The following is a 19,572-nucleotide window of genomic DNA, read 5'->3' as shown; positions in this document are numbered from 1 at the left end:
ATCGTTTTTCCGTGAGTAGCCATGGTCGACAAACTGACGCATCTGAAACAGCTGGAGGCGGAAAGCATCCACATCATCCGCGAGGTCGCCGCCGAGTTCGACAACCCGGTAATGCTCTACTCGATCGGTAAAGATTCCGCCGTGATGCTGCATCTGGCGCGCAAGGCCTTCTTCCCGGGCAAATTGCCGTTCCCGGTGATGCACGTCGACACCCGCTGGAAATTCCAGGAGATGTACAAGTTCCGCGACAAAATGGTCGAAGAGCTGGGCCTGGACCTGATCACCCACATCAACCCCGATGGCGTGGCGCAGAACATCAACCCGTTCACCCACGGCAGCGCCAAGCACACCGACATCATGAAGACCGAAGGCCTCAAGCAGGCCTTGGACAAGCATGGTTTCGACGCAGCCTTCGGCGGTGCCCGTCGCGATGAAGAGAAGTCCCGCGCCAAAGAGCGCGTGTACTCGTTCCGCGACAGCAAACACCGCTGGGACCCAAAGAACCAGCGCCCGGAGCTGTGGAACGTCTACAACGGCAACGTCAACAAGGGTGAGTCGATCCGTGTGTTCCCGCTGTCCAACTGGACCGAGCTGGACATCTGGCAGTACATCTACCTCGAAGGCATCCCGATTGTGCCGCTGTACTTCGCCGCCGAGCGCGACGTGATCGAGAAGAACGGCACGTTGATCATGATCGACGACGACCGCATCCTCGAGCACTTGTCCGACGAAGACAAAGCCCGAATCGTCAAAAAGAAAGTACGTTTCCGTACCCTTGGCTGCTACCCGTTGACGGGCGCGGTGGAGTCCGAAGCCGAGACGCTGACGGACATCATTCAGGAAATGCTCCTGACGCGAACTTCCGAGCGCCAGGGCCGGGTCATCGACCACGATGGCGCAGGCTCCATGGAAGATAAAAAACGTCAAGGCTATTTCTAAGGGGCTGTCATGTCGCACGTATCTGATTTGATCAGCGAGGACATCCTCGCCTACCTGGGCCAGCACGAGCGCAAAGAGATGTTGCGCTTCCTGACCTGCGGCAACGTCGACGACGGCAAGAGCACCCTGATCGGGCGCCTGCTGCACGACTCCAAGATGATCTACGAAGATCACCTGGAAGCCATCACCCGTGATTCGAAAAAATCCGGCACCACGGGCGATGATATCGACCTGGCCTTGCTGGTCGACGGCCTGCAGGCCGAGCGTGAACAGGGCATCACCATTGATGTTGCCTACCGCTACTTCTCCACCGCCAAGCGCAAATTCATCATCGCCGACACCCCCGGCCATGAGCAGTACACCCGCAACATGGCCACCGGTGCGTCCACCTGTGACCTGGCGATCATCCTGATCGACGCCCGCTACGGCGTGCAGACCCAGACCCGCCGCCACAGCTATATCGCCTCGTTGCTGGGCATCAAGCACATCGTGATTGCCGTCAACAAGATGGACATCAATGGCTTCGACCAAAGCGTGTTCGAGTCGATCAAGGCTGATTACCTGAAGTTCGCCGAAGGCATCGCCTTCAAGCCGAGCACCATGGCGTTTGTGCCGATGTCGGCGCTCAAGGGCGACAACGTGGTGAACAAGAGCGAGCGCTCGCCTTGGTACACCGGCCAGTCGCTGATGGAGATCCTCGAAACCGTCGAGATCGCCAACGACCGCAACTACACCGACCTGCGTTTCCCGGTGCAGTACGTCAACCGTCCGAACCTGAACTTCCGTGGTTTTGCCGGCACCCTGGCCAGCGGCATCGTGCACAAGGGCGACGAAGTGGTGGTGTTGCCGTCGGGCAAGAGCAGCCGTGTCAAATCCATCGTCACCTTCGAGGGTGAGCTGGAGCACGCAGGCCCAGGCCAGGCCGTGACCTTGACCATGGAAGACGAGATCGACATCTCCCGTGGCGACCTGCTGGTGCATGCCGACAACGTGCCGCAAGTCACCGACGCTTTCGACGCCATGCTGGTGTGGATGGCCGAAGAGCCGATGCTGCCGGGCAAGAAATACGACATCAAGCGCGCCACCAGCTACGTGCCGGGTTCGATCACCAGCATCGTGCACCGCGTGGACGTGAACACCTTGGCCGAAGGCCCGGCAAGTTCGCTGCAATTGAACGAGATTGGCCGGGTCAAGGTCAGCCTCGACGCGGCCATTGCGCTGGATGGCTATGACAGCAACCGCACCACCGGCGCGTTTATTGTCATCGACCGTTTGACCAACGGCACCGTGGCTGCGGGCATGATCATCGCGCCGCCAGTGGGCCATGGTGGCGCTGCGCAACACGGCAGCCTCGCCCATGTAGCCACCGAAGAGCGCGCCCAGCGCTTTGGCCAGCAACCGGCCACCGTGCTGTTCAGCGGCTTGTCGGGCGCCGGCAAAAGCACCTTGGCTTATGCGGTTGAGCGCAAGCTGTTCGACATGGGCCGCGCGGTATTCGTACTCGATGGCCAGAACCTGCGTCACGATCTGAACAAGGGCTTGCCGCAGGACCGTGTTGGGCGCACTGAGAACTGGCGCCGTGCTGCTCACGTGGCGCGTCAGTTCAACGAAGCCGGCTTGCTGACTCTGGCAGCCTTCGTTGCCCCGGATGCCGAAGGCCGTGAACAGGCCAAGGCGTTGATCGGCAGCGACCGCTTGCTGACGGTCTACGTGCAGGCATCGCCGCTGGTGTGCGCCGAGCGTGATCCGCAAGGCCTGTACGCCGCGGGTGGGGATAACATCCCAGGTGAGTCCTTCCCGTATGACGTGCCGTTGAATGCCGACTTGGTGATCGACACCCAGGCCACGTCGCTGGAAGACAGCGTCAAGCAAGTGCTGGAGCTGTTGCGCCAGCGCGGCGCGATCTAAACCTCGCCGCCACAAAAAAGCCCGCCACCGATCACTCGATGGCGGGCTTTTTCATGGACTCTTGAAAACAACTCGGTCAAATGTGGGAGCGGGCTTGCTCGCGAAAGCGGAGTGTCAGTCAATACATGTGTGGCTGACCCACCGTATTCGCGAGCAAGCCCGCTCCCACATTTTGATCACTTGTTATCCGGGAAGTCTGTGTGCAGTTTGGCCAGCAGTTGGTCCTTGTCTTCCCACAGCTGGTTAATCCACCCCTGGAACGCCAACCGATACTCCCCATCCTGCTCATAATTCTTGCCGATAAACCCGGCCGGAATCTGCACTTCCTCAAACTGCACCACCACGTCCTTCACATTCCCGCACAACAAATCCCAATAACCTGGGCGCCCGGCAGGGTAGTGGATGGTCACGTTCACCAATGACTTGAGCTGCTCGCCCATGGCATCCAGCACAAACGCAATCCCGCCCGCCTTAGGCTTGAGCAGGTAACGGAACGGAGATTTCTGTTGTGCATGCTTGCCCGGCGTAAACCGCGTGCCTTCGGCAAAGTTGAAAATACCCACCGGGTTGTCGCGAAACTTCGCACAGGTCTTGCGCGTGGTTTCCAGGTCTTTGCCTTTCTTTTCCGGGTGTTTTTCCAGATATGCCTTGGTGTAGCGCTTCATAAACGGAAAGCCCAGCGCCCACCATGCCAGGCCAATCACCGGCACCCAGATCAGCTCTTGCTTGAGGAAGAATTTCAACGGGCGAATCCGCCGATTGAGCACGTACTGCAACACCATGATGTCGACCCAGCTCTGGTGGTTGCTGGTCACCAGATACGAGTGCTGATAGTCCAGGCCTTCAAGGCCCTTCAGGTGCCAGCGCGTGCGCCGCACCAGGTTCATCCAGCCCTTGTTATTGGTCACCCAGGCTTCGTGCGTATGGTTCATCAGCCATTCGCTGAAGCGTTTGGCAAATGGCAGCGCCTTGAACAGCGCGACGATAAACAAGAACGAACACAGCAGGATCGTGTTCAGCGCCAACAACAAGGAGGCGATGACCCCGCGTACGGCGGCAGGTAGAAAATCCAGCATTTAGATATCCATAGGTCGGTTGGCGGCTTGGATCGCCGTCAGGGCGATGGTGTACACGATGTCGTCCACTTGTGCGCCGCGCGGCAGGTCGTTCACCGGTTTGCGCAGGCCTTGCAGCATTGGCCCCAGGCTCACGCAATCGGCGCTGCGTTGCACCGCTTTATGGGTCGTGTTGCCGGTGTTCAGGTCCGGGAACACAAACACCGTGGCCTTGCCGGCGACCTGGCTGTTGGGTGCCAGTTGCCTTGCGACGGTTTCATTGGCGGCGGCATCGTACTGCAATGGCCCGTCGATCAGCAGTGAGCTTTGCTGTTCGTGTGCGAGCAGGGTGGCTTCGCGGACTTTTTCGACTTCTTCGCCGCTGGCCGAATCACCGCTGGAATAGCTGATCATCGCCACCCGTGGGGTGATGCCGAAGGCGGCGGCCGAGTCGGCGCTTTGCAGGGCGATTTCCGCCAGTTCCACGGCGCTTGGGTGCGGGTTCATCACGCAGTCGCCGTACACCAGCACCTGCTCGGGGAACAGCATGAAAAACACCGACGACACCAAGGTGCAGCCCGGCGCCGTCTTGATCAGTTGCAGGGCAGGGCGGATGGTGTTGGCGGTGGAGTGAATAACCCCGGAGACCAGACCGTCCACTTCATCCAGCGCGAGCATCATGGTGGCGATCACCACCGTATCTTCCAATTGTTGCTCGGCCATCGGCGCGTTCAGGCTCTTGCTCTTGCGCAGTGCGACCATCGGCTCGACGTAGCGCTGACGAATCAGGTCCGGGTCGAGAATCTCCAGGCCTTCGGGCAATTCGATGCCGTGGGCGCGGGCGACGGCTTCCACGTCGGCAGGTTTGGCCAGCAGCACGCAGCGCGCAATGCCCCGAGCCTGACAGATGGCGGCGGCCTGCACGGTCAACGGCTCGCTGCCTTCGGGCAACACGATGCGTTTGTTGGCAGCCTGGGCACGCTGGATCAACTGATAGCGGAACACCGCCGGCGAAAGGCGCATTTCCCGTGGCGTACCGCAGCGTTGGTGCAGCCAGCGTGCATCGAGGTGGCTGGCGACGAAATCGGTGATGATCTCCGCACGTTCGCGGTCATCAATCGGAATTTCCTTGTTCAGGCTATTGAGCTGGTTCGCCGTGTCGTAGGAGCCGGTGCTCACCGACAACACCGGCAGCCCGGCCTGGAAAGCGCCACGGCACAGATCCATGATGCGCGGGTCGGGCAAGGTGTCGCTGGTCAACAGCAGGCCGGCCAGGGGTACGCCGTTGATCGCGGCGAGGCTGACGGCCAGGATGATGTCGTCACGGTCGCCCGGCGTTACCACCAGCACGCCCGGTTTCAGCAGCTCTACGGTGTTACGCATGGTGCGCGCGCAGATGATGATCTTGGTCATGCGCCGGGTTTCGTAGTCGCCGGCGTTGAGGATCTGCGCGCCCATCAGGTCGGCCACGTCGCGGGTGCGCGGGGCGTTGAGTTCGGGCTGGTAAGGGATGCAACCGAGCAGGCGGAAATCGCCGCTGCGCAACAGGGGCGAATGCTCCTTGAGGCGCGCCGAGAAGGCTTCCATGCTTTCGTCGGTGCGCACCTTGTTGAGGATCACACCCAGCACTTTCGGGTCTTTGGGGCCGCCAAACAGCTGGGCCTGCAATTCCACGCGGCCCGATAGCTCGGTGAGTACTTCGTTCTCCGGCGCCGACACCAGGATCACTTCCGCGTCGAGGCTCTTGGCCAGGTGCAGGTTGACCCGCGCCGCATAGCTGGCGCTGCGGGTCGGCACCATACCTTCGACGATCAGCACGTCCTTGCCCACGGCGGCCTGCTGGTAAAGGGTGATGATTTCTTCGAGCAATTCGTCGAGCTGGCCGTCGCCGAGCATGCGTTCCACATGGGCCAGGCCCAAGGGTTGTGGTGGCTTCAGGCCGTGGGTGCGCGCCACCAGTTCGGTGGAGCGTTCGGGGCCAGTGTCGCCCGGATGTGGCTGGGCAATCGGTTTGAAGAAGCCGACTTTCAGCCCGGCCCGCTCAAGGGTACGCACCAGCCCAAGGCTGATGGAGGTCAGACCCACACCAAAATCGGTGGGCGCGATAAAAAAAGTCTGCATGCGAATTCTCTGGAGGTGCATGGCTTCGGTGGCGCTCTATGGCTGAGCGCCTACCGGGAATCAGGCACCAAGGTTATCGTTATTCAGGCGCTTGCGCACACCAGCCGCACGTAAAGGGTTGGCCTATTTTTTCAAGGCGTTGCGCAGCATCGAGTACCCAGGCGCGCGACTGCCATGGTGGCTGGTGGCGCAGGTGCTGGGTGTGGCCGCAGGACAGCTTGGCCACCCAGTGCAGGTCATCATCCTGTAGGAAGCTGATGATGAATGATGCTGTAGATCGGTTCCGTCTGTCCGGGTTCTGTTCGCTTTCGGACAAATCCTTGTTTAGACTTGTCCGTTCTTCATTCTTATGCAAAAGGTCTCGCCCCATGACGATCGCCGCTAACAAGGCTGTCTCCATCGACTATACCCTGACCAACGACGCTGGTGAGGTCATCGACAGCTCCGCCGGCGGCGCGCCGCTGGTCTACCTGCAAGGCGCAGGTAACATCATCCCGGGCCTGGAGAAGGCTCTGGAAGGCAAGAACGTCGGTGACGAACTGACTGTCACCGTAGAACCTGAAGATGCTTACGGCAAATACGAAGCCGAACTGGTCAGCACCCTGAGCCGCAGCATGTTCGAAGGTGTTGATGAGCTGGAAGTGGGCATGCAGTTCCACGCATCCGGTCCGGACGGCCAAATGCAGATCGTCACCATCCGCGATCTGGACGGCGACGAGGTGACTGTCGACGGTAACCACCCTCTGGCTGGCCAGCGTCTGAACTTCCAAGTGAAGATCGTTGCCATCCGCGACGCTTCCCAGGAAGAAGTGGCCCACGGCCACGTCCACGGTGAAGGCGGTCATCACCATTGATTGTGGTTTGATCAATAGGTAGCAAAAACGCCCCGACTGGTTCGGGGCGTTTTTTTTTGCGCCTGAAAATACACTGCAATCCAAGTGTGGGGGCGGGCTTGCCCGCGATGAGGGCGTGTCAGCCGCCTTATACATCACTGACCCACCGCAATCGCGGGCAAGCCCGCTCCCACCTTTTATCTGTGCGCCCCAGTTATTGGGCACAAACAAAAATGCCCCGGACCTTTCGGTACGGGGCATTTCTTAACTGTTACGCAACCTGAGTTACGTGGCAGTTGTTACCACTTAGGCTGCTGCAGCGACGTTCAGAGCCTTGATGTGGCCATTCAGGCGGCTCTTATGACGAGCGGCTTTGTTCTTGTGGATGATGCCTTTATCGGCCATACGGTCGATAACAGGCACAGCCAGAACGTAAGCAGCTTGAGCTTTTTCAGCGTCTTTGGTGTCGATGGCTTTAACTACATTCTTGATGTAGGTACGAACCATGGAACGCAGGCTGGCGTTGTGGCTGCGACGCTTCTCAGCCTGTTTTGCACGTTTTTTGGCGGAAGGTGTGTTGGCCACCGTCGAGCTCCTCGAAAGACTTTTTAGGAAATAGCAAACAAAATAGGCCGCGAATCATGCCGATGACTTGATGGGTTGTCAAGGGCGGCTGATGCGAACTGCTGAGTGGTCGATCTGAAGAGGCGGGTGATTTATTTCCGGCGCTTGACCTGTAAACTCGCGAGCTTTGGCTCTGTGCTGTTGCAGGCGCGCAGTATCGCATAAGTGGGCGCTTTGTTCGCCTGCTCTTTATCTAAAGGCGCAAACTCTTTCAATGAATCTGCTCAAATCGTTGGCTGCCGTCAGCTCTATCACGATGATCTCCCGGGTTTTGGGGTTTGTGCGTGACACCCTGCTGGCGCGCATTTTCGGCGCCAGCATGGCCACGGATGCGTTCTTTATTGCCTTTAAGCTGCCCAATCTGCTGCGGCGGATCTTCGCCGAGGGCGCATTTTCCCAGGCGTTTGTGCCGATCCTGGCCGAATACAAAACCCAGCAGGGTGAAGAAGCGACCCGTACCTTTATTGCCTATGTCTCAGGCCTGCTGACCCTGGTCTTGATGCTGGTAACCCTCGTCGGCATGCTCGCCGCGCCCTGGGTGATCTGGGCCACGGCCCCCGGTTTTGCCAATACCCCGGAAAAATTCGCGCTGACCACTGACCTGTTGCGCGTGACCTTTCCTTATATATTGCTGATCTCGCTGTCATCCCTGGCCGGGGCGATCCTCAATACCTGGAACCGTTTCTCGGTACCGGCCTTCGTGCCGACGTTGCTCAACGTCAGCATGATTATTTTCGCGCTGTTCCTCACGCCGTACTTCGACCCGCCGGTCATGGCCCTGGGCTGGGCCGTACTGGCCGGCGGCCTGGCGCAGTTGCTGTACCAACTGCCGCACCTGAAAAAAATCGGCATGCTCGTGCTGCCGCGTCTTAACCTCAAGGACACTGGCGTATGGCGTGTGATGCGCAATATGCTGCCGGCGATCCTGGGTGTGTCGGTGAGCCAGATTTCCCTGATCATCAACACCGCTTTCGCGTCCTTGCTGGTTTCCGGTTCTGTCTCCTGGATGTACTACGCCGATCGCTTGATGGAGTTGCCGTCGGGCGTACTCGGTGTGGCCTTGGGCACAATCTTGCTGCCGACGCTGTCGCGCACCTATGCCAGCAAGGACCGCCAGGAATACTCGCGCATCCTCGACTGGGGCTTGCGCCTGTGCTTTATGCTGGTCTTGCCGTGTTCCCTGGCCCTGGGCATTTTGGCTGAGCCGTTGACCGTGTCGCTGTTCCAATATGGCCAGTTCAGCGCGTTTGATGCGTCAATGACCCAGCGTGCGCTGGTCGCCTACTCCGTCGGCCTGCTCGGCATTATCGTGATCAAAGTGCTGGCGCCGGGCTTCTATGCCCAGCAAAACATCCGCACGCCGGTCAAGATCGCAATTTTCACCCTGATCGTTACGCAGCTGCTCAACCTGGTGTTTATCGGCCCGTTGGCCCATGCCGGCCTGGCCCTGGCCATCAGCGCGGGTGCTTGTATCAACGCAGGGCTGCTGTTTTATCAACTGCGCAAGCAGCAGATGTATCAGCCGCAGCCGGGCTGGGGCCTGTTTGCCCTCAAGCTGCTGGTGGCGGTGGCGATGATGTCGGCGGTGTTGCTGGGCCTGATTCACTTCATGCCCGCCTGGGATCAAGGCCATATGCTTGAGCGCTTCATGCGCCTGGGGGTTCTGGTGGTGGCGGGTGTAGTGGTGTACTTCGGGATGTTGCTGCTGCAAGGCTTCCGTCTGCGTGATTTCAATCGAAAGTCGCTTGGCTAGAGACTTTGCCGTGATAAAACGGTTGTTTTATCGATTCGATCCATTTGGCCTGCGCTGTTGCCTGTCGTCCGGGGCCGGGTGTGGTTATAATCGACCACTTTATGAGCAAGAAGCGCGTTATGCAGCTGGTTCGAGGTCTCCACAACCTGCGCCCCGAGCATCGGGGCTGCGTCGCCACTATTGGCAACTTTGACGGTGTTCACCGTGGCCACCAGGCTATCCTGGGCCGGCTGCGTGAACGTGCGGTCGAGTTGGGCGTGCCCAGCTGCGTGGTGATTTTTGAGCCACAGCCGCGGGAATACTTTACTCCCGAGACGGCGCCGGCACGCTTGGCCCGCCTGCGCGACAAGCTGCAACTGCTGGCTGAAGAGGGCGTGGACCGCGTGCTGTGCCTGGCCTTCAATCAGCGCTTGCAAAGCCTCAGCGCCGCCGAGTTCGTCGACCGCATCCTGGTGGACGGCCTGGGCGTGCAGCACCTGGAGGTCGGCGACGACTTCCGTTTCGGCTGCGACCGCGTCGGCGATTTCGACTTCCTGCAACACGCCGGAGTGAATCAAGGTTTTACCGTCGAAGCCGCGCAAACCGTCGAACTGGACGGCCTGCGCGTGAGCAGTACCCAGGTGCGTAATGCCCTGGCGGCTGCCGACTTCGCCTTGGCCGAGCGTTTACTCGGTCGCCCGTTCCGCATTGCCGGGCGGGTCTTGCACGGCCAGAAGCTGGCGCGCCAACTGGGCACGCCAACTGCCAACGTGCAGCTCAAACGTCGTCGTGTGCCACTTACCGGGGTTTACCTGGTGAGTGTCGACATCGACGGCCAATCGTGGCCGGGAGTCGCCAACATAGGCGTCAGGCCCACGGTTGCAGGTGATGGCAGGGCCCACCTGGAAGTTCACCTTTTGGATTTTGCCGGTGATTTGTATGACCGGCGTTTAACGGTGGTTTTCCACCAGAAGCTGCGTGAAGAGCAGCGTTTCGCCTCCCTTGAGGCGTTGAAAACGGCGATCAATGCGGATGTCGCCGCCGCCCGTGCACTAGCCGCACCTAGCGCCCATCGCTAACCGAAGAGCCTTAAATGACCGACTATAAAGCCACGCTAAACCTTCCGGACACCGCCTTCCCAATGAAGGCCGGCCTGCCACAGCGCGAACCGCAGATCCTGCAGCGCTGGGACAGTATTGGCCTGTACGGAAAGTTGCGCGAAATTGGCAAGGATCGTCCGAAGTTCGTCCTGCACGACGGCCCTCCTTATGCCAACGGCACGATTCACATCGGTCATGCGCTGAACAAAATTCTCAAGGACATGATCCTGCGTTCGAAAACCCTGTCGGGCTTCGACGCACCTTATGTTCCGGGCTGGGACTGCCACGGCCTGCCGATCGAGCACAAAGTCGAAGTGACCTACGGCAAGAACCTGGGCGCGGATAAAACCCGCGAACTGTGCCGTGCCTACGCCACCGAGCAGATCGAAGGGCAGAAGTCCGAATTCATCCGCCTGGGCGTGCTGGGCGAGTGGGACAACCCGTACAAGACCATGAACTTCAAGAACGAGGCCGGCGAAATCCGCGCCTTGGCCGAAATCGTCAAAGGCGGTTTCGTGTTCAAGGGCCTCAAACCGGTGAACTGGTGCTTCGATTGCGGTTCGGCCCTGGCTGAAGCGGAAGTCGAGTACGAAGACAAGAAGTCTTCGACCATCGACGTGGCCTTCCCGATCGCCGACGACGCCAAGCTGGCTCAAGCCTTTGGCCTGTCGAGCCTGCCAAAGCCTGCAGCCATCGTGATCTGGACCACCACCCCGTGGACCATCCCGGCCAACCAGGCGCTGAACGTGCACCCGGAATTCACCTACGCCCTGGTGGACGTCGGTGATCGCCTGCTGGTACTCGCTGAAGAAATGGTCGAGGCCTGCCTGGCGCGCTACGAGCTGCAAGGTTCGGTCATCGCCACCACCACCGGCACCGCGCTGGAACTGATCAACTTCCGTCACCCGTTCTACGACCGTCTGTCGCCGGTGTACCTGGCTGACTACGTGGAGTTGGGTTCGGGTACTGGCATTGTTCACTGCTCGCCGGCCTACGGCGTGGATGACTTCGTCATCTGCAAGAAGTACGGCATGGTGAATGACGACATCATCAACCCGGTGCAGAGCAATGGCGTGTACGTGCCGTCGCTGGAGTTCTTCGGCGGCCAGTTCATCTTCAAGGCCGACCAGGCGATCATCGACAAGCTGAGCGAAGTCGGTGCGCTGGTGAAATCCGACACCATCAAGCACAGCTACATGCACTGCTGGCGTCACAAGACCCCGTTGATCTACCGCGCCACGGCGCAGTGGTTTATCGGCATGGACAAAGAGCCGACCAGCGGCGACACCTTGCGTGTGCGCTCGCTTAAAGCCATCGAAGAAACCAAGTTCGTCCCGGCCTGGGGCCAGGCGCGCCTGCACTCGATGATCGCCAACCGCCCGGACTGGTGCATCTCCCGCCAGCGCAACTGGGGCGTGCCGATCCCGTTCTTCCTGAACAAGGAAAGCGGCGAACTGCACCCACGCACCGTCGAGCTGATGGAAGCAGTGGCGCTGCGCGTTGAACAGGAAGGCATCGAAGCCTGGTTCAAGCTGGACGCTGCCGAGCTGTTGGGCGATGAAGCGCCGCTATACGACAAGATCAGTGACACCCTCGACGTGTGGTTCGACTCGGGCACCACCCACTGGCACGTGCTGCGCGGTTCGCACCCGATGGGCCACGCTACCGGCCCGCGTGCCGACCTGTACCTGGAAGGCTCGGACCAACACCGTGGCTGGTTCCACTCGTCGCTGCTGACCGGTTGCGCCATCGACAACCACGCGCCGTATCGCGAACTGCTGACCCACGGCTTCACCGTCGACGAGACGGGCCGCAAGATGTCCAAGTCGCTGAAAAACGTGATCGAGCCGAAAAAGATCAACGATACCCTGGGCGCCGACATCATGCGTCTGTGGGTTGCCTCGACCGATTACTCGGGCGAAATCGCCGTGTCGGACCAGATCCTGGCCCGCAGCGCCGATGCCTACCGCCGTATCCGTAATACCGCACGCTTCCTGCTGTCGAACCTGACCGGTTTCAACCCGGCCACCGACATCCTGCCGGCCGAGGACATGCTTGCCCTGGACCGTTGGGCCGTGGACCGTACCCTGTTGCTGCAGCGCGAGTTGCAGGAACACTACGGCGAATACCGCTTCTGGAACGTGTACTCCAAGATCCACAACTTCTGCGTGCAGGAGCTGGGTGGTTTCTACCTCGATATCATCAAGGACCGCCAGTACACCACCGGCGCCAACAGCAAGGCACGCCGCTCGGCGCAGACCGCGCTGTACCACATCTCTGAAGCGCTGGTGCGCTGGATCGCGCCGATCCTGGCCTTCACCGCCGACGAACTGTGGGAATACCTGCCGGGCGAGCGTAACGAATCGGTGATGCTCAACACCTGGTACGAAGGCCTGACCGAATTGCCGGCCAACTTCGAACTGGGCCGCGAATACTGGGAAGGCGTAATGGCCGTCAAAGTGGCGGTGAACAAGGAGCTGGAAGTTCAGCGTGCGGCCAAGGCCGTCGGTGGCAACCTGCAAGCCGAAGTCACCCTGTTTGCCGAGGAAGGCCTGACCGCCGACCTGGCCAAGCTGAGCAACGAACTGCGCTTCGTGCTGATCACCTCGACCGCAAGCCTGGCACCGTTTGCCCAGGCGCCAGCGGACGCCGTGGCCACCGAAGTACCGGGCCTCAAGCTCAAAGTGGTCAAGTCGGCCTTCCCTAAGTGCGCCCGTTGCTGGCACTGCCGTGAAGACGTCGGCGTGAACCCGGAGCACCCGGAAATCTGCGGTCGTTGCGTGGACAACATCAGCGGTGCTGGCGAGGTTCGCCACTATGCCTAATGCTTCCAGTCGTTTCGGACGTCTGGGTTGGCTCGTGCTGAGCGTGCTGGTCCTGGTCATTGACCAGGTCAGCAAGGCTCATTTCGAAGGCTCCCTGCAGATGTTCCAGCAAATCGTGGTCATTCCTGACTACTTCAGCTGGACCCTGGCCTACAACACTGGCGCCGCCTTCAGCTTCCTGGCTGACAGCGGCGGCTGGCAGCGCTGGCTGTTCGCCCTGATCGCCGTGGTGGTCAGTGCGGTGCTGGTGGTGTGGCTCAAACGCCTCGGCCGCGATGACACCTGGCTGGCAATCGCCCTGGCCCTGGTGCTGGGCGGCGCGCTGGGCAACTTGTACGACCGCATTGCCCTGGGCCATGTGATCGATTTTATTCTGGTGCATTGGCAGAACCGCTGGTACTTCCCGGCGTTCAACTTTGCCGACAGTGCCATCACCGTCGGTGCAATCATGCTGGCGTTGGATATGTTCAAAAGCAAGAAAACCGGAGAGACCGTCAATGACTGATCAGGTATTGGCTGAGCAACGCATCGGCCAGAACACGGAAGTCACTTTGCATTTCGCATTGCGCCTGGAGAATGGCGACACGGTCGACAGCACGTTCGACAAAGCCCCGGCGACCTTCAAGGTCGGTGACGGCAACCTGCTGCCGGGTTTTGAAGCGGCACTGTTCGGTTTCAAGGCTGGCGACAAGCGCACCCTGCAGATCCTGCCGGAAAACGCCTTTGGCCAGCCCAACCCGCAAAACGTGCAGATCATCCCGCGCTCGCAGTTCCAGGACATGGACCTGTCGGAAGGCCTGTTGGTGATCTTCAACGATGCGGCGAACACCGAGCTGCCCGGCGTGGTTAAAACCTTCGATGACGCGCAAGTGACCATCGACTTCAACCACCCGTTGGCCGGTAAAACCTTGACGTTTGACGTTGAAATCATCGACGTTAAAGCGCTTTAATTGGCCGAACGCGGTCTAAAATGTGGGAGCGGGCTTGCTCGCGAATGCGGTGGATCAGTCTGATAGTTCGGTGACTGACACTGCGCATTCGCGAGCAAGCCCGCTCCCACCTTTGATCTTCATTGTCAGTTGAGTCAGCGTCATACCTGGCTCGAAGTGGCTGCAAGACACGAGGCACAGCATGCAAATCAAACTCGCCAACCCCCGTGGCTTCTGCGCCGGTGTGGACCGGGCGATCGAAATCGTCAATCGCGCCCTGGAAGTGTTCGGGCCGCCGATTTACGTGCGCCATGAAGTCGTCCACAACAAATTCGTGGTTGAAGACCTGCGCGCGCGCGGGGCTATCTTTGTCGAAGAACTCGACCAGGTGCCGGACGACGTTATCGTCATTTTCAGCGCCCACGGTGTGTCCCAGGCAGTCCGTACCGAAGCGGCCGGCCGTGGCCTCAAGGTGTTCGACGCCACCTGCCCGCTGGTGACCAAGGTACACATCGAAGTCGCGCGTTACAGCCGCGACGGCCGTGAGTGCATCCTGATCGGCCACGCCGGTCACCCGGAAGTCGAAGGCACCATGGGCCAGTACGACGCCAGCAATGGCGGCGCCATCTACCTGGTGGAGGACGAAAAAGACGTGGCCGAGTTGCAGGTACGCAACCCTGATCGCCTGGCCTTCGTGACGCAAACCACGCTGTCGATGGACGACACCAGCCGTGTGATCGATGCCCTGCGCACGCGCTTCCCGGCGATTGGCGGGCCACGCAAAGACGACATCTGCTACGCCACGCAAAACCGCCAGGACGCGGTCAAGCAACTGGCCGACGAGTGCGATGTGGTCCTGGTGGTGGGCAGCCCCAACAGCTCCAACTCCAACCGCTTGCGCGAACTGGCTGAACGCATGGCCACGCCGGCCTACCTGATCGATGGCGCTGAAGACATGCAGCGCAGTTGGTTCGATGGCGTTGAGCGTATCGGCATCACCGCCGGGGCTTCGGCTCCAGAAGTGCTGGTGCGTGGTGTGATCCAGCAGTTGCAGGCCTGGGGTGCTACCGGCGCGGATGAGTTGGACGGCCGCGCAGAGAACGTCACGTTCTCGATGCCCAAGGAGCTACGGGTTCGTTCTCTGCTCTGAGTGCAACGGTGCCTGTGCCACTGCGGCACAGCGCCTGTTCGGTGGCCTCACTGCGCAGGCTGATGCGCCCGCTGGGTGCCAGTACCACTTGATAGAGGCTCTGTGCCGGGTCTGTGCCGCAAATGTGCACCGTACCGGCGCGGAAGCCACCTCCCGCAAACACCGGCTCACCCAGCCCGCTGAAGCGTACCTGGCTCTTGACTGGCCCATTGCCGGCCATTGTCACGCGCCCGTTGTTCTGTCGTTCCAACACTATCGGGTTGCTGGCGTCCTGCTGGCCGCGCCCGCTCATGTCCACGATGACCTGCCATCCTTTGCTCCAATCGTTCGCAATGGCCTGAATGATCACTGCGCGATTGCGTGTGATCGCCTCAGTGCGGGCCAATCGCAGGCCTTCGGCAAGCGAGTGGGCCGCGCTGCGTTGCTGCTGCGACGCAAGCAAACCCTTGAAGGCGGGCACTGCCATTTGCGCCAGGATGCTGCCGAGGAACAGGCCGAACAGCAGCTCGATCAGGGTGAAACCGCGCTGTTGCATAAGCTGGTGCTTAGGTTGTTGCATCGTCTGTCCCTCCTTGGACAAGGTAAATAGTGAGGTGCAGACGTAGGTATAGCCTCCGGTAGCTGCGCCGGATGATGGCCTTTATGTCCAAAGTATTTCCCTTTGTTCCGATCGCAGCGCCAGCCAAAAACCGGCGCTAGTCTTGGGTCGCACAGCAGCGCTGCGCTGCTTTTTTCGGCCTTCGACACGGATGACGACGGTAATGCTTGCCTGCCCGAACAGACTTTTTCCCTACGCGCTGCCTCGGCAGCAAACCGGCATGACCCTGATCGAAGTGCTGGTGGCGGTGCTGATTCTCGCCGTCGGGCTGCTGGGCGCCGCAGTCACTCAGCTCAATGCACTCAAGTACACCGACAGCTCAAGGATGACCAGCCAGGCCAGTTTCATTGCCTACGATATGCTCGACCGAATCCGCGCCAACTCAGGCGCCGACTATGCATGGGGGCTCGCACAACGTGCTCCCGCCAATAGCGCGACCGCCAGCGTGCGGGACCTGGACCTGCATGACTTCGAAGCCAATATCATCGGTTTCGCCGGCACGGACGCCAAAGGCTCGGTGGTGATCAGCGGTGGCGAGGTGACCGTGAGCATCAGCTGGGATGACTCGCGTGGGGCTAATATCCGTGGGGCACGGGAAACCTTCACCCTCACCAGCCGCATTACCAGCGACCCGCAGGCTCCTCAATGAGACGCTTTGTCCGTGGCTTCAGCCTGGTGGAGTTGTTGCTCGCGCTGGCTGTCGGGTTGCTGCTGATACTGGGTGTCAGCCAGGTGGCGATCAGCGCTCGCGCGACTCAAACCAGCCAACAGGCCGCCATGGCGCTGCAGGATGATGCGCGGTTTGTGCTGGGCAAAATGGTCCAGGATATCCGCCAGACGGGAATGTTCGGCTGTCTGGCGACAGCCTCTATCGACAACGCGCCGGCAGCCTTTGATCGACCTGTCGGCTGGCTTTCTACTGGCAGTTCCTGGTCGCTGACGCTGGTTACCGCCGATGTGGCAAGTGAGGGCGGCACGCCTGACTGGACGGTGCTCTCTGACTGCCTCGGCACGGCCCAAGCCTATGCGGGGAGCTCACCGCTACCGATGCCCGGGCAGATCCGGTTTGCGTTGCGCCAAATCACCTACACCTTTGAAACGGGGCAATTGAAGGTCAGTACGCCTGCGGCACCGGCCAAGGCAGTGTTGTTGGATAACGTGCAGGCGTTCGACATAAGTTTCGGCGTGGCAGGCAAACCTGATTCGCTTAAGGCAGTGCGCTATGACGCCAGCCCTGCGGATGCATCGCTGATCCGCAGCGTACGCCTGCGCATGACGCTGCAAGACCCGACCGGGCGTGTGAAAGATCAGGCCTACAGCGTCGTAGCAGCCTTGCGAAACCGGTTGGGGTAGGGCGGCATGTTCAATCATCAAGGCGTTTTTGCGCGGCAAACCGGCATGGTTTTGTTGATCAGCCTGGTGTTTCTGCTGGTGCTGTCACTGATCGGCCTGGCTTCGATGCAAGGGGCGGTGTCCCAACAAAAGCTTACCGGCAGCGTATGGCATCGAAACCAGTCATTCCAAAGCGCCGAAAGTGGCCTGAGGTTGGGGGAGTCGGTGATCCGGCGGGCCGGCGCGACGCTGCCGGTGTGTCGGTCGATCAATACCTGTGCGCCGCCAGTGGAATCGTCGCAGGTGGTAGAGGCTGGTACACACCCAGTTTCAGCGGTCACCTGGGTTGCCCTGAAGGGCGGCCTGTATGGCGTTCAATCCCTGGGAATGGGCATGGGGCTGGCGGGTTTGCCTGCCGAAACGCCGGCTGCGTTGTACCGCGTGACGGCGGTTGGGAGCAAAGGCCAGGTGCGCACGGTGCTGGAGGCGGTCTATGCACAGGCAGAGGGAGGCCAGAGCGTTCATCGGGTGCTATGGCGACAACTTCACTAATAAGGAGCGTATCAATGGGCAAGGATTGCCAAGGTTTTACCCTGATCGAGTTACTGAGCGCGGTCGCCATCATCGCGTTTTTGGCCGCAATTGCTTACCCCGCGTATACCGGGCAGGTAAAAAAAGCCCACCGCGCGCAGATCGTTGCATTGCTGATTGAGCAGGCTCAGCACCTTGAGCGCTTTTACACGCGCCACGGCACTTTTATTGATGCAAGCGGCGCCAGTGCCGGCAATGATCACTATAGAATCAGCACTGCATTGAGCCCCGAGGCATTCACCTTGGTCGCCTCGCCTGCGGTCGGCGCCCTTATGGCGAATGACCCGTGCGGTGAGTTCAGCTTGTCCAGCACCGGCGTGCGCAGCAATCCGGGCGCGATACCTGAAATGTCGCGCCAGGCGTGTTGGGGGCAATGATGAGAGTGCTGGATGAATGGGCGCCGGGTGCGCTTTTCCCTTTTTATCGGCTGGATCAAATGATGGCTAAGCAACAGCAAGTGGTGATTGTCGGTGGCGGTGTTATCGGCTTGTTGACCGCATTTAACCTCGCCACACAGGGGCAGGCCGTGGTGCTGCTGGAGCGGTCGGGCCTAGGGCAGGAGTCTTCCTGGGCGGGTGGCGGTATTGTTTCGCCGCTGTATCCATGGCGATACAGCCCGGCGGTCACCGCACTGGCCCATTGGTCGCAGGATTTTTACCCGCAGTTGGCAGAGCGACTGTTTGCAGCCACCGGAGTTGATCCAGAGGTTCACACCACGGGCCTGTACTGGCTGGACCTGGAAGATGAGGCCCAGGCGTTGGCCTGGGCTGCCCGTGAAGGCCGACCGTTGAGCAAGGTGGATGTGTCGGCCGCCCATGATGCGGTGCCGGTGCTGGGGGGTGGATATTCCCAGGCGATCTACATGGCGGACGTGGCCAATGTGCGCAACCCGCGCCTGGTCAAATCCCTCAAGGCCGCGCTGTTGGCGCTTCCCGGCGTGACCCTTCATGAGCAGTGCGAAGTCGATGGGTTTGTTATCGAAGATGGCAACGTCGTGGGTGTGAACACCGCAGCGGGGCCGGTCCTGGGCGACCAGGTGGTGCTGGCGGCGGGCGCCTGGAGCGGTGAGATACTCGGCAAACTGGGCCTGTCGCTGCCGGTAGAGCCGGTCAAAGGCCAAATGATTTTGTACAAATGTGCGTCGGACTTTTTGTCGAGCATGGTGCTGGCCAAGGGGCGTTATGCGATCCCACGGCGTGACGGGCACATTCTGATCGGCAGTACGCTGGAGCACGAAGGGTTCGACAAGACCCCGACCGACATGGCCCTGGAAAGCCTGAAGGCGTCGGCGGTGGAGTTGATTCCCGCGCTGGCAGATGCGCAAGTCGTAGGCCACTGGGCCGGTTTGCGCCCCGGTTCACCGGAAGGTATCCCTTACATCGGTGAAGTACCCGGTTTCAAAGGGCTTTGGCTCAACTGCGGGCATTACCGCAATGGGCTGGTGCTCGCGCCGGCCTCCTGCCAACTGTTTGCTGACTTGCTGCTGGGGCGCACACCGATCATCGACCCGGCGCCGTATGCGCCCGCCGGTCGGATCAACGCTGGATAGACTTCGGCCCTTGCTCCAGGTGCGCCTGGGTGCAGTACCACGCCTGGCGTGAACTGAGTGCGCGATCCTGCGGCAGGTGCACGCCGCAGTGGGCGCAGCGCACCATCAAGGCCGCGCCCGGCTCGGCGGAGCGTTGCTGCCTGGCCGCCGGGCTTTTGAATTTGCGCCAGAACCAAACCGCGGCAGCAATGACGGCAATCCAGAACAGTAGACGAAGCATGATGGGCAGTTTCTCGACAGGGAATGCGCCAGTTTAGCCAAGCGCGTGGCCAGCGCACAGTGCATT

The 19,572-nt window shown here is 60.4% G+C and carries 20 protein-coding genes; 14 read left to right on the top strand and 6 right to left on the bottom strand.

Annotation, left to right across the window (positions count from 1 at the left end; genetic code table 11):
* The first annotated feature begins 21 nt into the window (after positions 1-21).
* Both cysD and cysN read left to right on the top strand, forming a co-directional pair.
* Positions 22-939, top strand: coding sequence for a sulfate adenylyltransferase subunit CysD (cysD, locus tag FFI16_RS22735; RefSeq protein WP_003171640.1), 918 nt, complete (start codon positions 22-24; stop codon positions 937-939).
* Between the two features lie 9 nt (positions 940-948).
* Complete coding sequence (cysN, locus tag FFI16_RS22730; RefSeq protein ID WP_138816910.1) at positions 949-2,847, top strand: sulfate adenylyltransferase subunit CysN; 1,899 nt, start codon at positions 949-951, stop codon at positions 2,845-2,847.
* Positions 2,848-3,023: 176 nt separating this feature from the next.
* Here the strand turns inward: cysN and FFI16_RS22725 are convergent, their stop codons facing one another.
* From FFI16_RS22725 to FFI16_RS22715, 3 genes are all read right to left on the bottom strand, one after another.
* Positions 3,024-3,923: an acyltransferase gene (locus FFI16_RS22725; protein ID WP_138816909.1), complete on the bottom strand. Its 900-nt coding sequence runs from the start codon at positions 3,921-3,923 to the stop codon at positions 3,024-3,026.
* On the bottom strand, positions 3,924-6,023 hold the full coding sequence (gene pta / locus FFI16_RS22720) for a phosphate acetyltransferase (protein WP_056859109.1): 2,100 nt from the start codon (positions 6,021-6,023) through the stop codon (positions 3,924-3,926). It abuts the gene before it with no gap.
* A gap of 79 nt (positions 6,024-6,102) precedes the next feature.
* Entirely contained in the window at positions 6,103-6,393 is a 291-nt protein-coding gene (locus tag FFI16_RS22715) for a DUF3565 domain-containing protein (protein ID WP_256666305.1), read from the bottom strand.
* On the opposite strand from FFI16_RS22715, the gene FFI16_RS22710 reads away from it, so the two are divergent.
* Positions 6,392-6,877 carry a peptidylprolyl isomerase gene (locus FFI16_RS22710; protein ID WP_138816907.1) on the top strand — a complete coding sequence of 162 codons (486 nt, stop codon included), beginning with the start codon at positions 6,392-6,394 and terminating at the stop codon, positions 6,875-6,877. The two genes, FFI16_RS22715 and FFI16_RS22710, sit on opposite strands and share 2 nt — an antisense overlap.
* Positions 6,878-7,162: 285 nt before the next feature.
* Here the strand turns inward: FFI16_RS22710 and rpsT are convergent, their stop codons facing one another.
* Positions 7,163-7,441 carry a 30S ribosomal protein S20 gene (gene rpsT / locus FFI16_RS22705; protein WP_003171647.1) on the bottom strand — a complete coding sequence of 93 codons (279 nt, stop codon included), beginning with the start codon at positions 7,439-7,441 and terminating at the stop codon, positions 7,163-7,165.
* A gap of 253 nt (positions 7,442-7,694) precedes the next feature.
* On the opposite strand from rpsT, the gene murJ reads away from it, so the two are divergent.
* The 6 genes from murJ to ispH all read left to right on the top strand — a co-directional run bounded on the left by murJ (position 7,695) and on the right by ispH (position 15,216).
* Positions 7,695-9,233, top strand: a complete 1,539-nt coding sequence (murJ, locus tag FFI16_RS22700) for a murein biosynthesis integral membrane protein MurJ (RefSeq protein WP_138816906.1) — start codon at positions 7,695-7,697, stop codon at positions 9,231-9,233.
* A 119-nt stretch (positions 9,234-9,352) separates the two neighbouring features.
* A complete protein-coding gene (gene ribF, locus FFI16_RS22695; RefSeq protein WP_178112702.1) occupies positions 9,353-10,291 on the top strand; it encodes a bifunctional riboflavin kinase/FAD synthetase in 939 nt (312 codons plus the stop codon).
* 14 nt (positions 10,292-10,305) lie between these two features.
* Positions 10,306-13,137, top strand: coding sequence for an isoleucine--tRNA ligase (gene ileS / locus FFI16_RS22690; protein ID WP_056859106.1), 2,832 nt, complete (start codon positions 10,306-10,308; stop codon positions 13,135-13,137).
* The gene (gene lspA, locus FFI16_RS22685; RefSeq protein WP_138816904.1) at positions 13,130-13,642 is read left to right on the top strand and encodes a signal peptidase II; all 513 of its coding nucleotides are present in this window, start codon (positions 13,130-13,132) and stop codon (positions 13,640-13,642) included. The genes ileS and lspA overlap by 8 nt, the downstream gene beginning before the upstream one ends.
* A gap of 7 nt (positions 13,643-13,649) precedes the next feature.
* Positions 13,650-14,087, top strand: a complete 438-nt coding sequence (gene fkpB, locus FFI16_RS22680) for an FKBP-type peptidyl-prolyl cis-trans isomerase (RefSeq protein WP_010213263.1) — start codon at positions 13,650-13,652, stop codon at positions 14,085-14,087.
* Between the two features lie 181 nt (positions 14,088-14,268).
* Complete coding sequence (ispH, locus tag FFI16_RS22675; RefSeq protein WP_138816903.1) at positions 14,269-15,216, top strand: 4-hydroxy-3-methylbut-2-enyl diphosphate reductase; 948 nt, start codon at positions 14,269-14,271, stop codon at positions 15,214-15,216.
* On the opposite strand, the gene FFI16_RS22670 is transcribed toward ispH, so the two are convergent.
* Positions 15,170-15,751 carry a GspH/FimT family pseudopilin gene (locus FFI16_RS22670; RefSeq protein ID WP_138817448.1) on the bottom strand — a complete coding sequence of 194 codons (582 nt, stop codon included), beginning with the start codon at positions 15,749-15,751 and terminating at the stop codon, positions 15,170-15,172. The two genes, ispH and FFI16_RS22670, sit on opposite strands and share 47 nt — an antisense overlap.
* A 226-nt stretch (positions 15,752-15,977) precedes the next feature.
* Between FFI16_RS22670 and pilV the strand changes: the two genes are divergently transcribed.
* From pilV to thiO, 5 genes are all read left to right on the top strand, one after another.
* On the top strand, positions 15,978-16,463 hold the full coding sequence (pilV, locus tag FFI16_RS22665) for a type IV pilus modification protein PilV (protein WP_138816902.1): 486 nt from the start codon (positions 15,978-15,980) through the stop codon (positions 16,461-16,463).
* Positions 16,460-17,167, top strand: a complete 708-nt coding sequence (locus FFI16_RS22660; RefSeq protein ID WP_138816901.1) for a prepilin-type N-terminal cleavage/methylation domain-containing protein — start codon at positions 16,460-16,462, stop codon at positions 17,165-17,167. The genes pilV and FFI16_RS22660 overlap by 4 nt, the downstream gene beginning before the upstream one ends.
* A gap of 6 nt (positions 17,168-17,173) precedes the next feature.
* A complete protein-coding gene (locus FFI16_RS22655; RefSeq protein ID WP_138816900.1) occupies positions 17,174-17,698 on the top strand; it encodes a PilX N-terminal domain-containing pilus assembly protein in 525 nt (174 codons plus the stop codon).
* Between the two features lie 14 nt (positions 17,699-17,712).
* Positions 17,713-18,114 (top strand): type IV pilin protein, encoded by a 402-nt coding sequence (locus tag FFI16_RS22650; RefSeq protein WP_138816899.1) that lies wholly within the window; start codon positions 17,713-17,715, stop codon positions 18,112-18,114.
* 62 nt (positions 18,115-18,176) lie between these two features.
* Positions 18,177-19,286, top strand: coding sequence for a glycine oxidase ThiO (gene thiO / locus FFI16_RS22645; protein WP_138816898.1), 1,110 nt, complete (start codon positions 18,177-18,179; stop codon positions 19,284-19,286).
* Here the strand turns inward: thiO and FFI16_RS22640 are convergent.
* On the bottom strand, positions 19,273-19,506 hold the full coding sequence (locus FFI16_RS22640) for a PP0621 family protein (protein WP_138816897.1): 234 nt from the start codon (positions 19,504-19,506) through the stop codon (positions 19,273-19,275). The genes thiO and FFI16_RS22640 overlap by 14 nt on opposite strands.
* Positions 19,507-19,572 lie beyond the last annotated feature (66 nt).

The organism is Pseudomonas sp. KBS0710, assembly GCF_005938045.2.
GTDB lineage: Bacteria > Pseudomonadota > Gammaproteobacteria > Pseudomonadales > Pseudomonadaceae > Aquipseudomonas.
The sequence above is the reverse complement of the archived record's forward strand: the minus strand, read 5'-3'. Positions and strand labels throughout refer to the sequence as shown.